This window comes from Amycolatopsis sp. NPDC043885 (genome assembly GCF_056435685.1).
In genome coordinates, this window is record NZ_JBWKEA010000014.1 from 22,730 (window position 1) to 35,135 (window position 12,406).

Annotated in this window: 13 protein-coding genes and 1 pseudogene; 7 read left to right on the plus strand and 7 right to left on the minus strand. The window is 69.7% G+C overall.

Features of this window, described 5'->3' with window-relative positions:
• Positions 1 to 45 precede the first annotated feature (45 nt).
• The 3 genes and pseudogenes from AC069I_RS31300 to AC069I_RS31310 all read left to right on the plus strand — a co-directional run.
• Positions 46 to 1,002 (plus strand): helix-turn-helix transcriptional regulator, encoded by a 957-nt coding sequence (locus AC069I_RS31300; protein ID WP_478267041.1) that lies wholly within the window; start codon positions 46 to 48, stop codon positions 1,000 to 1,002.
• 10 nt (positions 1,003 to 1,012) lie between these two features.
• Entirely contained in the window at positions 1,013 to 2,047 is a 1,035-nt protein-coding gene (gene mgrA, locus AC069I_RS31305) for an L-glyceraldehyde 3-phosphate reductase (protein ID WP_478227135.1), read from the plus strand.
• Positions 2,048 to 2,225: 178 nt separating this feature from the next.
• Positions 2,226 to 2,450, plus strand: a pseudogene (locus AC069I_RS31310) (methyltransferase domain-containing protein); the annotation flags it as partial.
• Between the two features lie 36 nt (positions 2,451 to 2,486).
• Here the strand turns inward: AC069I_RS31310 and AC069I_RS31315 are convergent.
• From AC069I_RS31315 to sigC, 6 genes are all read right to left on the minus strand, one after another.
• On the minus strand, positions 2,487 to 2,693 hold the full coding sequence (locus AC069I_RS31315; RefSeq protein ID WP_478267042.1) for a hypothetical protein: 207 nt from the start codon (positions 2,691 to 2,693) through the stop codon (positions 2,487 to 2,489).
• 102 nt (positions 2,694 to 2,795) lie between these two features.
• Positions 2,796 to 3,608 (minus strand): aldo/keto reductase, encoded by an 813-nt coding sequence (locus AC069I_RS31320; protein ID WP_478267043.1) that lies wholly within the window; start codon positions 3,606 to 3,608, stop codon positions 2,796 to 2,798.
• A 9-nt stretch (positions 3,609 to 3,617) separates the two neighbouring features.
• Positions 3,618 to 4,859, minus strand: coding sequence for a PucR family transcriptional regulator (locus AC069I_RS31325; protein WP_478227138.1), 1,242 nt, complete (start codon positions 4,857 to 4,859; stop codon positions 3,618 to 3,620).
• A gap of 140 nt (positions 4,860 to 4,999) precedes the next feature.
• Entirely contained in the window at positions 5,000 to 5,455 is a 456-nt protein-coding gene (locus AC069I_RS31330; protein WP_340687736.1) for a (2Fe-2S)-binding protein, read from the minus strand.
• A 27-nt stretch (positions 5,456 to 5,482) separates the two neighbouring features.
• Entirely contained in the window at positions 5,483 to 7,729 is a 2,247-nt protein-coding gene (locus tag AC069I_RS31335; RefSeq protein ID WP_478267044.1) for a xanthine dehydrogenase family protein molybdopterin-binding subunit, read from the minus strand.
• A gap of 245 nt (positions 7,730 to 7,974) precedes the next feature.
• Complete coding sequence (gene sigC / locus AC069I_RS31340) at positions 7,975 to 8,544, minus strand: RNA polymerase sigma factor SigC (protein WP_034324554.1); 570 nt, start codon at positions 8,542 to 8,544, stop codon at positions 7,975 to 7,977.
• Between the two features lie 58 nt (positions 8,545 to 8,602).
• Between sigC and AC069I_RS31345 the strand changes: the two genes are divergently transcribed.
• The 3 genes from AC069I_RS31345 (at position 8,603) to AC069I_RS31355 (ending at position 11,232) form a co-directional block, all read left to right on the plus strand.
• Entirely contained in the window at positions 8,603 to 9,331 is a 729-nt protein-coding gene (locus AC069I_RS31345; protein ID WP_478227140.1) for a zf-HC2 domain-containing protein, read from the plus strand.
• 208 nt (positions 9,332 to 9,539) lie between these two features.
• On the plus strand, positions 9,540 to 10,742 hold the full coding sequence (locus tag AC069I_RS31350) for an ROK family transcriptional regulator (protein WP_478227141.1): 1,203 nt from the start codon (positions 9,540 to 9,542) through the stop codon (positions 10,740 to 10,742).
• Positions 10,743 to 10,878: 136 nt separating this feature from the next.
• Positions 10,879 to 11,232, plus strand: a complete 354-nt coding sequence (locus AC069I_RS31355; protein WP_478227142.1) for a nuclear transport factor 2 family protein — start codon at positions 10,879 to 10,881, stop codon at positions 11,230 to 11,232.
• Here the strand turns inward: AC069I_RS31355 and AC069I_RS31360 are convergent.
• Positions 11,229 to 11,735: a PaaI family thioesterase gene (locus AC069I_RS31360; protein WP_478227143.1), complete on the minus strand. Its 507-nt coding sequence runs from the start codon at positions 11,733 to 11,735 to the stop codon at positions 11,229 to 11,231. The genes AC069I_RS31355 and AC069I_RS31360 overlap by 4 nt on opposite strands.
• Before the next feature lie 72 nt (positions 11,736 to 11,807).
• On the opposite strand from AC069I_RS31360, the gene AC069I_RS31365 reads away from it, so the two are divergent.
• Complete coding sequence (locus AC069I_RS31365) at positions 11,808 to 12,365, plus strand: TetR/AcrR family transcriptional regulator (protein WP_478227144.1); 558 nt, start codon at positions 11,808 to 11,810, stop codon at positions 12,363 to 12,365.
• Positions 12,366 to 12,406: the final 41 nt, after the last annotated feature.

A 12,406-nucleotide genomic window follows, 5' to 3' on the forward strand; every position in this document is an offset into this window, starting at 1 on the left:
CAATTCCGGCCACTTTCTGACCGGAATCGGAGCGAACCTGGATTCATGGCGAATACGAGTGCGCGGATGCTGCGGCTGCTGTCGCTGCTGCAGACACACCGCTTCTGGCCGGGGACCGAACTGAGCGACAAACTCGAGGTGAGCGAGCGGACGCTGCGGCGCGACGTCGAGCGGCTGCGCGAGCTGGGTTATCCGGTCAACGCGAGCCGCGGCGTCGCGGGCGGCTATCAGCTGCGATCGGGCACGGTCATGCCGCCGTTGCTGCTGGACGACGAGGAGGCCGTGGCGATCGCGGTCGGCCTGCGGACGGCGGCGAGCGGTTCGGTGGAAGGCATCGAGGAGACCTCGGTCCGGGCGCTGACGAAGGTCGTCCAGGTGATGCCGCCCCGGCTGCGCAGACGTGTCGACGCGCTCCAGGCGTACACGACGCCGGCGGCCGTCACCGGCCCCCGGGTCAACGCGGCCAGCCTGACGGTGATCGCTCAGGCGTGCCGGGACGACGAGCGGCTGAAGTTCGACTACGCGGCACGCGGCGGCGAGGAGTCCGCGCGGCTGGTCGAGCCGCATCGGCTCGTCTCGCTCGGACGGCGCTGGTATCTGGTGGCGTGGGACCTCGACCGGGTGGATTGGCGCACGTTCCGCGTCGACAGGCTCAGCGATCCTCGCACGACCGGCGCGCGCTACCGGCCGCGCGAGATCCCCGGCGGCGACGCGGTCAAGTTCGTCGAGGCGCGGATCAAGGCCAGGCCGACCACCCACACCTTGGTCGTCCGGGTCGACGCGCCGAAGGACCGGGTCGAATCGGCGGTGCGGTACCTCGGTGGCGCGCTCGAAGCGATCGACGAGACGTCCTGCCGTCTGACGATGAACGTCGACACCTTCGACTGGCCCGTCCTGATCCTCGCCGCCATCGGCGCACCCTTCCAGGTCGAGAGCCCTTCGGCGTTCAAAGATCACCTCGGCGCCGTCGCCACCCTCTTCTCCCGCGCTTCCGGCGACTAGCATCGGCCCGGTGAGCACCTATGTCGCGGCCGAGGGCCGATACGAGAGCATCCCTTACCGCCGCACCGGGCGCAGCGGCCTGAAGCTGCCCGCGATCTCGCTGGGCCTGTGGCACAACTTCGGCGACGACAAGCCACTGGGCACCCAGCGGGACATCGCGCGGCGCGCGTTCGACCTGGGCATCACCCATTTCGACCTCGCCAACAACTACGGCCCGCCCTACGGTTCGGCCGAGCAGAACTTCGGCAGGCTGCTGGCTTCGGACTTCAAGCCCTACCGTGACGAACTGGTCGTCTCGACCAAGGCCGGTTACGACATGTGGCCAGGCCCGTACGGCGAATGGGGCTCGCGCAAGTACCTGCTGTCCTCTTTGGACCAGTCGCTCGGCAGGATGGGCCTGGACTACGTCGACATCTTCTACTCGCACCGCTTCGACCCCGAGACGCCGCTCGAGGAGACGGTCGGCGCGCTCGACACCGCCGTCCGCTCCGGACGCGCGCTGTACGTCGGCATCTCGTCGTACTCGTCGGAGAAGACCGCCGAGGCCGCGCGACTTCTGCGCGAGCTGGGCACCCCGCTGCTCATCCACCAGCCGTCGTACTCGATGTTCAACCGCTGGCTCGAAGGCGACAAGCTGCTCGACACGCTCGAAGCCGAAGGCGCGGGCTGCATCGCCTTCTCGCCGCTGGCGCAGGGACTGCTGACCAGCCGCTACCTCAACGGCGTCCCCGAGAATTCCCGTGCGGCGCAAGGGAAGTCCCTCAACCCGGACACGATCACCGAGAGCACCCTCGGCAAGATCCGGGCGCTGAACGAGATCGCCCAGCGGCGCGGGCAGACGCTGGCGCAGCTCGCGCTCGCGTGGGGCCTGCGTGACCCGCGGATGACGTCGGTGCTGATCGGCGCGAGCAGCGTCGCCCAGCTGGAGGACAACGTCGGCGCGCTGAAGAACCTGCACTTCACCCACGAAGAGCTGGCCGAGATCGACCGCTACGCCACCGAGGCCGACATCAACCTCTGGAAGCGCTCGACCGACGCCGGATAGCACCCGAAATCGCGTTGCCCCGCCAAGCCGGGGAGCCGAGACTGCGGGCATGACTTTCGAAGAGCTGCTCGCCGAGGGAGAGGCCGTCCCGGTCGAAGGCTGGGACTTCTCGTGGTTCGAGGGCCGGGCCACGGAGGAACGGCCACCGTGGGGTTACTCGCGGCTGCTCGGCGAGCGGATGGCGGCGGCCGCCGCCGGGCTGGATCTGCAGACCGGCGGCGGCGAGGTGCTCGCGGGCATCCCGAAACCGCCACCGGTCCTCGCCGCCACCGAAGGCTGGCCGCCGAACGTCGAGGTCGCCCGGAGGACCCTCTCGCCGTTGGGCGGCGAGGTGGTCGAGGCCGAGTACGACGCGCCTTTGCCGTTCCCCGACGAGTCCTTCGATCTGGTGAGCAGCCGTCATCCGATCGAGAACCCGTGGCGGGAGATCGCCCGCGTGCTACGTCCGGGCGGAACCTTTCTGTCGCAACAGATCGGTGCCGGCACCGTGCGGGAGCTGAAGGAGTTCTTCCTCGGCCCGCAGGACTACGGCGGCTGGACGCCCGACGTGCTGCGCGTCGAGGCGGAGGCCGTCGGGCTGCGGGTCGAGCGCCTCGAACCGGCGAAACTGCGGATGGAGTTCTTCGACCTCGCCGCGGTGGTCCACTTCCTCCGGAAGGTGATCTGGATCGTGCCGGGGTTCGAAGTGGAGAAGTACCGCGACCAAACCGTCGTGAGTGGTAAGGACGGTTCTAACCGTCCTTACCACTCACGAGCCCAAGCGCTCCAGCTGCTCAGCGGTCAGCTTGACGTCGGCGGCGGCGAAGTTCTCCTCCAGGTGTGCGAGGCTCGCCGTCCCCGGGATCGGCAGGATCACCGGCGACCGCGCGAGCAGCCACGCGAGCCCGGCCTGCGCCGTGGTCACCCCGAGTTCCGAAGCGACGGCCGCGAGCGCGGCGGTGGCGGAAGACGCGGAGCCGTGCACCGGACGCCATGGCAGGAAAGCGATCCCGGCCGCCTCGCACGCGTCCAGCACCGATTCGTGCTCGCGGTCGAGCAGGCTGTAGCGGTTCTGCACGCTCGCGATGTCCACGATCTCCCGTGCCCGCGCGAGTTCGTCCACGGTGACCTCGGACAGCCCGATCCGGCCGATCTTGCCCTCGTCGCGCAGGTCCCGCAGCGCGCCGAGCTGGTCGGCCAGCGGGGTTTCCGGGTCGATCCGGTGCAGTTGCAGCAGTTCGATCCGCTCGACGCGCAGCCGCCGCAATCCTTCGTCGACCTGCACTCGCAGCGATTCCGGCCGGGCGTCGTACTTCCAGTCGTCGCCGGTCCTCACGACGCCGACCTTGGTGGTGATCACCAGGTCGTCCGGGTACGGGTACAGCGCTTCCGCGAGGAGTTCCTCGTTCGCTCCCCCGCCGTAGAGATGCGCGGTGTCGATCAGCGTGATGCCGAGTTCGACCGCGCGCCGCGCGACGGCGATCGCGTTGTCGCGTCCGGGTCCTGCTTCGGTCGGCAGGTGCATGGCGCCGAAACCGAGACGGTGTACGGGCAGGTCTCCGCCGATGGCGAGCTGTTCCATGCCGCGAACCTAGCGCAGCGGATCCCTCGGCGAGGGCAAATGCGAGGTGTCCGGGAACATGTGGAGCGCGCGCAGGGCGGCACCGAGTTCGGCGATGTCGGCCGGGTCGGTCAGCGAACGCCCCAGTTCCTCGGAAATCCGCTTCAGCCGGTGCCGGATCGTGTTGGGATGACAGAACATCCGCTCGGACGTCAGTTTCGTGGAGCCCTGGCATTCGAACCACGCCCGCAACGTCAGCAGGAGCACGTTCCGGTCGTCGCCGGGCAGGTCCAGGATCGGCCTCAGCACGTGGTGCGCGAGCTGGACCGACGCCTCGGGCGCGCTGGCGACGAGACCGGCCAGCGGGGATTCGTTGAACTGCACCATTCCCGTCGACCCCGGCATCATGCTGGAGAGCGCGACACGGGCGAGGTGCAGTGCGCGGGAGGTGTTCCCGAGTCCGGTGAACACCGGGCTGACCCCGATCCGGCCGGTCTGGTTCTCCCGCAACAGCTCGATGATCACCTGGGACGCCGCCGGATCCCGCATCGAGACCACGCCCACCTGCAGGTCCGGAGTGAGCCGCCAGGCGGACGCGTGATGCCGTTCGCGGAGCCGGTTTTCGATCTGGGGCAACGGTTCGTGCCCGACGCGCGGGGTCTCGGCGGCGACGACCACATACGACCCGTCGAGCGAGAGTTCCAGCACGCGCGCGATGTCCCACAGCGTGCCCTCGGTGGCCGCGCCGCCGGCGAACAGTGCCTCGACCAACGCGGAGCGCCTGCTTTGGTGCGCCAGCATGACTTCGGCGGTGGTGTCGCGGTACGTCGTCGTCAGCGCCTCGGCGTAGTCGTCGATCAGCGCCCAGATCGCCGACGTCGCGGCGACGAGGCCGCGGAGGTCCTGATGCTCGCTCGAAGCGGTCAGGTCGACGAACCGGTTCCACACCTCGGTGAGCCCGATCCGGTAGGCCCGCAGGAGTTCCGGCAGCGGCGCGCCCTGCAACGCGCGGGCACGCCCGGTGGCCCTCGCCTGGGTGAGGTCGGGTTCCTCCGTGCCGCGGAGGGTCCGCATGACGAACTCGAGGTTGTTCCGCACCGACGTCCGCAGTTCGGCGTGGCTGACGAACTGCGCGTCGCGGTACACCGGCATCTCGGCACGGATCTGCCCGACAGTGCTGTCGATGAGCGCCGGCAGCTGCTTTTCGACCTCCACGGCCAGTTCGGCGACGACGGCGGCCGAACCTTCGCGGAGCACCGTTCGGTAGTGCATGGACGTCCTCCGGGGCAGGGACTCCTCGTCGAGGCCCTGGGGACGTCATCTAACACGACTTGCCCGGAGGTGGCCTGTCGAAACCGCGAGGCGCCGCCGGTGCGGCGGAAAATCGAGATTTCCACCGCACCGGCGGGGTTTCACAGCTTCGCGGCCGCGCTCTTGATGGCTTCGCGGATCCGGAAATAGGTGCCGCACCGGCAGACGTTCTGGATCGCGTCGATCTCGGCGTCGGTCGGGTTCTTCGTCTTCTTCAGCAGCGCCACCGCCGCCATGATCTGCCCCGGCTGGCAGTAGCCGCACTGCGCGACGTCCTGCTCCAGCCAGGCCTCCTGCACCGGGTGCAGGTCGTCACCGTCGGCGAGACCTTCGATCGTGGTGACCTCCTTGCCCGCGCAGTCGGACACCGGCGTCACGCACGGGTTGAACGCCTCGCCGTCGAGGTGGCTGGTGCAGGCCTTGCAGACGTTGATCCCGCAGCCGTACTTCGGGCCGCGGACGCCGAGCTTGTCCCGCAGCGCCCACAGCATGGGCAGATCCGCGGGAGCGTCGACGGTGACGGTCTTCCCGTTCACCGTGAAGGTGTAATTGGGCATCGAAAACTCCTTGGCGGGGAAGGAAAGTCAGCGGGGGAAGGGTTCGAAGTCGATCGGGAAGTTGATCGGGAAGCTGCGCGGTTTGATCCCGGTGGCCCGCGCGTAGGCGTTCCCGATCGCGCCGACCGGCGCGGGCACGCCGAGCTCCCCGGCGCCGCCGATCTCGCCCGTCTCCGGCATCACGTGGATCTTGACGTCCGTCGGCGAGTTCTTCTGCCGCGCGTAATGGAACTGCGAGTAGCTGCCCTCCAGCGGCAGACCCTTGTCGATGTGCAGACCCGCGGTCAGCGTCGTGGCGATGCCATCGGTCAGGCCGCCGAGCATCTGCGCCTCGATCCCGCGCGGGTTGATCGGCTTGCCGACGTCGACCGCGATGGTCGCCTTGGTGACACGCGGTTTCTTAGGGTCACGGGCGTCCATTTCAACGAGGCAGGCGGTGTACGACTTGTACTCGCCGTGCACGGCGACACCCTGCGCGAAGCCCTTGGGCATCTTCTTGCCCCACTCGCCGAGTTCGGCGACCTTGTCCAGCACCGCGCGCTGCCGGTCGTCCTTGATGAACTCACGCCGGAACTCGACCGGGTCCTTGCCGAGCTTCGCGGCGATCTCGTCGACCATGATCTCTTCCGCACCGCGTGTGCTCGACGAGTACACCGACCGCCAGGCACCGGTGTGGAAGTCCACCGGGACCTCGTTGAGCAGCTGCGTCGTGACGCCGAAGTTGTACGGCGACTTCACCGTCAGCAGGAACACCGTCTGCGCGAAGCTCAGGTTGCCGCCGACGGGCAGTTCGGAGGCGAACGCCGTGAGGACCTCGCCGAGCCCGTGGCTCCAGTCGGTTTCCACGCTGGCGACCCGGTGTTCGAAGGTGAGCACCTGGCCGAGTGCGAAGGTGGCGCGGATCTTGTGGTGGCTCGCGGCCCGCGCGCGGCCGTGGCGCATGTCGTCGATGCGGCTCCACATCAGCCGCACCGGCCGCTTGAACGCCTTGGACGCACGCGCGGCCTCGATGGCGCCGTCGGAGAACAGCCGCCGGCCGAAGGAACCGCCCGCCTGCTGGACGTGCACGGTCACCTTGTTCTCCGGCAGCCCGAGTTCCTGCGCGATGTTCTGCTTCGCGAGGATCGGCACCTTCATCCCGGACCAGATGGTCGCGCTGTCCTCCCGGACGTCGGCGACGGCCGAGTTGGTCTCCAGCGGGGCGTGGCTGGCGAAGGCGAAGTCGAACTCGCCGTCGACGTACTGGGTCAGCAGCGGCGGCACGATGAACGGGAGCGCGGCGGCCTGCAGCTTCTTCTTGATCGTCGTGTTGTTCTCGCCGTCGACGGTGCCACCGTTCCAGGTGACGTCGAGGGCGTTCTTGCCGTCGAGCGCCTGGCCGAAGGTCTCGGCCATCACCGCGACCCCGGTCTTGATCACGGCGATGTCGATGATGCCGGGCATCGCGCGGACGGCGGCCTCGTTGTTGACCTGCTTGACCGTGCCGTTGATCGTCGGCGGGCGGCGGACCATGACCGGCTTCGCGCCGGGGATGTCCAGGTCGAGGGTGTACTGCAGCTGTCCGGTGACCATCGCGCGGGCGTCCTTGCGCGATTGCGGCGTGCCGACCAGCTTGTGCGCGGACTCCGCCTTCGGGGCCGCGGTGAGCTTGCCGAGGTCGGCGCGGGCGGCGGGCTTGGCCAGTGCGCCGTAGTCCGCGCGGCGTCCGTCGGGGGCGATAACCGAACCGTCCCTTGTGGACAGCCGGTCGGCCTTGGCGCCCCATTGCTGGGCGGCGGTCGCGACCAGGCGGGCGCGCGCTGCGGCCGCCGCGGTCCGCACCGGGGTGTAGAGCGAGCGCATCGTGTTGGAACCGCCGGTCAGCTGGTTGAACAGCAGCTCGGAGCGGGCGTCGGAGAGGGCGACGTCGACGCGGTCGAGCGGCAGGTCCATCTCTTCGGCGACCAACATCGCGTTCGCCGTGGTGATGCCCTGCCCGACCTCGGTCCGCGGCAGTTCCAGCCGCACGCGGCCGTCTTCGCGGACTTCGAGCACGAGAAGACCGGCGGTGGGGGCGTTCGACAGGATCAGCACGTCGCCGAGGTCGAGGATCTCGGCCGGCCCGGGCGGGGTCGGGATGACGGCTTCGGCCTCTTCGGGCGCGACGGTGTCGATACCGATCTTCGTGGCGATCGTGAGCGTGGGCGCGGCGACGAGGAAGGTCAGGAACCGGCGACGGCCGAGGCCTCCGGGGTCCGGGGCCTCGCCTGGGGTTCCAGTGGTGGGACTGGCCATCGGGAAGATCCCTTCGAGAGCGCGCGGAGAAGGCGGGGACCCTCGCGCGGCCTGGGGTCGGATGGCGACACGCTAGGCATCGGCATTCGGCCTAGTCAACGCGGAGTAGTCGGGTCGGCTCATCTGTGTGACAAGATGACAACGGACGGCCCCGAATGTGTGGCGCGCCACAGCACGCGGGGCAATTCGTCCTCTGAATGCGGTAGTTGGCAGCGCGAACTACCGCATTCAGAGGACTAAACGCGTCAGATGGAGTCGCGCTCCCGGCCCGCTTCGAGCAGGTCCTCGCGGGCACGCGCGACACGCGAACGCACGGTGCCGACCGGGCAGCCGCAGATCTCGGCGGCCTCGGCGTACGAAAGCCCGAGCACCTGGGTGAGGACGAGGACCTCGCGCCGCTCCGGGTCGAGCCCGTCGAGCAGCATCCGCAGCTCCACCAGGTCCTCGAAGCCGGCGACACCCTCCGCCTGGCGAGCTCCGCGCCGCTCGGCGGTGGCCTCCCAGTCGACGTCGGCGAGCTTCGGACGCGCCGAAGCCGCCCGGATGCGGTCGACGACGACGCGGCGCGCGATCGACAGGAGCCAGGTCCGCGAAGAGGACCGGCCGGCGAACCGCCGCAGGCTGCCGAACGCGCGCAGGTACGTCTCCTGGGTGAGATCGTCCGCGGCGCCGACGTCGGCGAGGTGCGCGACGAAGCGCCAGACGTCGGCCTGGGTGGCACGCACCCAGTCCTCGAGCGCCCGCCGGTCGCCGCGGGCGGCGGCGAGAGCGAGCTCGGTCACCCGCTCGTCGTCGTGGTTGCGCGGCCCGGCCATACGAGAAACGTAGCAGCGTCCCGGGAACCGGGGCAGGCCCGCGCCCGACAAGTGAGACGTGAAGTGCGAGACCTGCCGCGAGGCCCTGTCGGCCCGGCTCGACGGCGAAACCGAACCCGCCCCGCCCGAGGTGGTCGACCGGCACGTGGCGGGCTGCCCCGCATGCCGGTCGTGGCTCTCTCGCGCCGAGCGGATGCACCGGGCGATGCTGGTGCGGCCCGCTCCCCCGGTCCCGGACCTCACCGCCGTCATCCTCGAACGCACCCCAGCCCCGCCGAGCGAGGGCTGGCCTGCCAGGATCGCGCTCGCGCTGGTCGCGATCGCGCAGCTCGCCCTCGCCTTCGCCCAGCTGCTGGGCGTCGAAGACCACACCGCGGGGCACGGCACGGAATCCCTGATCGGGCACCTTTCGCATGAAAGCAGCGCGTGGAACCTCGCCGTCGGTGTCGGGCTCGGCTGGGCGGCCGTCCGCACGAAGGCGGCGTCCGGGCAGCTGCCCGCGCTGACCGGTTTCGTCGCGCTCCTCCTGGCGCTGTCGGCGGGTGACCTCGTCACCGGGCAGGTGACCGCCGGACGCGTGCTCACCCACGGGTTGGTCGTCGCCGGACTGCTGTTGCTGTACGTGGTGAACCGGCAGCACCGGCTGCGCAACCGCCCCAGCCCGGCGACGACGGCCGACCATCCGGGTTCCCACAGCGCGGAAACGGACCACGAGACCGGTGAAGCCCCCGAACGACCCCGGCAGCACAGGGGATTCCGGAGGCCTGCGAGCCGCCACGTCGCTTGAAGCCATCTGGTCTAGACCATTACCGGTCACTGGGAGCACGCGCCCGGATACCGGGTGAATCACGGTTTTTCGCGCGCGGCGTGCGCGATTCGCGGCGCGGACACGTTTATCGTCGCCTGGAACCACCGAATGTAAACCTTCTTGCCCATTTCGGGCCGGAGGCGGATAACTTTGGTGGAACACCTTGGTTCGACAGGAGGCGAAGCTCGTGGTTGGCGCAGAAAACCCACCCGTCGGCACCCCCGCCGGGATGCGGAAGATCAATCAGCGCGCCGTGCTGGACCTCCTGCGCCGCAGCGGCCCGGCGACGCGACCCCAAGTCGCCAAGGACACCGGTCTTTCGAAACCCACGGTGAGCCAAGCGTTACTGGCGCTCGAAGCGGCGGGTCTCGCCAGGGCGACCGGGCACACCTCGACCGGCACCGGCCGGTCCGCCGTCCTCTACGAAGCGGATCCCACGGCGGGCTACGTCCTCGGTGTCGACATCGGACGCGAGCACCTCCGCGTCGCCGTCTCGGATCTCGGCCATACCGTGGTCGCCCGCCGTGACGAGCGGAACACCTCACGTTCGGGCACCGCGCTCGTCAGCGCGGTGGGCGCCCTCGCCGCGGCGACCGTGCGCGAAGCGGGGCTGAGCCAGGCCGACATCGTCGTGCGGGTCCTCGGCTCCCCCGGCGTCGCCGACCCGGACAAACGCTGCTTCCGGCACGCGCCGAACCTGCCCGGCTGGGGCAAGGCGGGCCTGCTCGACGAACTCGAAGCCGTCCTCGGCCCGGATCTCATGGTCGAGAACGACGCGAACCTCACCGCCGTCGGCGAATGGGAACGCGGCGCCGCGCGTGGGGCGTCGGTGTTCGGCTGCATCACCATCGGCACCGGCGTCGGCATGGGCGTGATGGTCAACGGCCAGGTCTTCCGCGGCGCGACGGGCGCGGCGGGCGAGATCGGCTACCTGCCGTACGGACAGTCGGACGCGGCGGGCGAAGGCGAGGACTCGCCGCCGGTCCGCGGCCACCTCGAAGAGGCGACGGCGGCGCAGTCCGTCGTCCGCGGCGCGCGCGAACTCGGCCTCGGCACGGCGAAATCGGCCCGCGAGGTCTTCCGGCTCGCCCGGGACGGCGACGAACTCGCCCTGCGTGCCGTCGAGGCGGAGGCCGACAGACTGGCGTACACCGTGGCGTCCGTGGCCGCGGTGATCGATCCCGAACTGATCGTGCTAGGAGGCGGGATCGGCACCGCGGCCGATCTGCTGCTCGACCCGATCGACCGCGCCCTGCGCTCGTTCACTCCCTTGGTCCCGTCGGTCGTCCAGGGCGAACTGGGCGACGACGGGGTGCTGACCGGCGCGATCAGCGTCGGGTTGCGCGCCGCCGAAGGCCTGGTCTTCGAACGCAAGGTCGGCGCGGCCTGAGCGGCCGGGTCGGAAGTTCGCGTCGGCTTGCACCTGGGGAGGTGGTCGTCCCGCCACGTTCCGGCGCGCTCGCTGTCGTGGGGCTTTACCTCCGCGGTAATCGACGGCTGCGGAGCCCGCGCGGAACGATGTCCGTATGACCACAGCCAAGAAGATCGTCCTCGACTGTTTCGAGAACTTGTTCGTGCGCAAGGACTTCGCCGCCGCGGGCACGAACGTGCACCCGGATTTCGTCACGCACAGCCCGGGATTTCCCTCCGGCCGTGACGCTTTCGTGGAAGCGATGCGGAATTCGCCGATGGCGGGCGCGGACGTCTCGGTGAAACGCGTGATCGCCGACGACGAGCACGTCGTCGTGCACCTGCACGTCGTCCGCCCGGGCGAGGAACCCGGAGCGGCCGTCGTCGACATCGTGCGCGTGGAGGACGGGCTCATCGTGGAGCACTGGGACGTCAAACAGCCGGTGCCGCCCGGCGCGAAAATGTTCTAGGGCTTGATGATCAGGCAGGTGCTCGACGCCGTCGCGAGCACCTTGCCCTGACCGTCGCGGATGTCGCCCTCGGCGAACGCGACGCGCGAACCGGCCTTCACGACCCAGCCGTGGGCGCGGATCTCCCCCACCGAGCCGGAAATGGCGCGCAGGTAGTTCACCTTCAGCTCCACCGAGGTGTAGCCGATCCCGGCGGGCAGGGTCGAGTGCACCGCGCACGCCACCGCCGAATCGAGCAGGGTCGCCGCGACCCCGCCGTGCACGGTCCCGATGGGGTTGTACAGCGACTCGTCCGGCGTCGCGGCGATCACGACGTCGCCTTCGGCCACGCTCACCCAGCGCATGCCGAAATGCGCCGAGATCGGTGCCGGCGGGATCCGCCCCTCGGCGATGCCGGTGAGGTAGTCGAGGCCGGACATTTCCCGGCCGAGCCGGGCGGTGGGCAGCGGATCCTGCCAGGTCACGGTCTTCTGCCTGGTCTGCCCGGTGACATCGGTGGTCATGGCCGCCTCCTAAGACGATCGTCCTAGAGTTTCCTAAGACGGTCGTCCTAGTCAAGGGCTATGCTGAGCGACGTGTCCGACACCACCACTCGCGAGCGGATGATCTCGACCGCGATGACGCTCTTCCGCCGCGAGGGCTACCAGGCCACCTCGTGGCGGCGGCTGGTCGAGCAGGCCGGGACGCCGTGGGGGTCGGCGTACCACCACTTCCCCGGCGGCAAAGAGCAACTCGCGGTCGCCGCCATCGAACTCGGCACCGCCGTCGTGGCGAAGACGGTCCGCCGTGCCTTCGAGCGCACCGAGACCGTCGAAGACGCCGTGGCCTGGTGGTATCGCAAGGCGGGTGAGGCGTTGGCCGCCGACGACTACCGCGGTGGCTGCCCGCTCGCCACGATCACCCTGGAGATGGCGCACGCCTCGCCCGCCATCACCAAGGCGTGCCAGGACGCGTTCGCCGCCTGGCATGCCCTGCTCGTCGAACTGCTCAGTGATGTCAAGGATCCCGAAGACGTCGCGACGGCCATCATGAACAACCTCGAAGGAGCCCTGCTGGTCAGCCGGGTCCACCGGTCGTCCGACCCGCTGGACCGGGCCGCGCGGCATGTCGCGCTCGTGATCCGCACCGCCTGACGAAGCCGAGCGAGCACCAGCCGGCACGGGTAGCGTGGCCA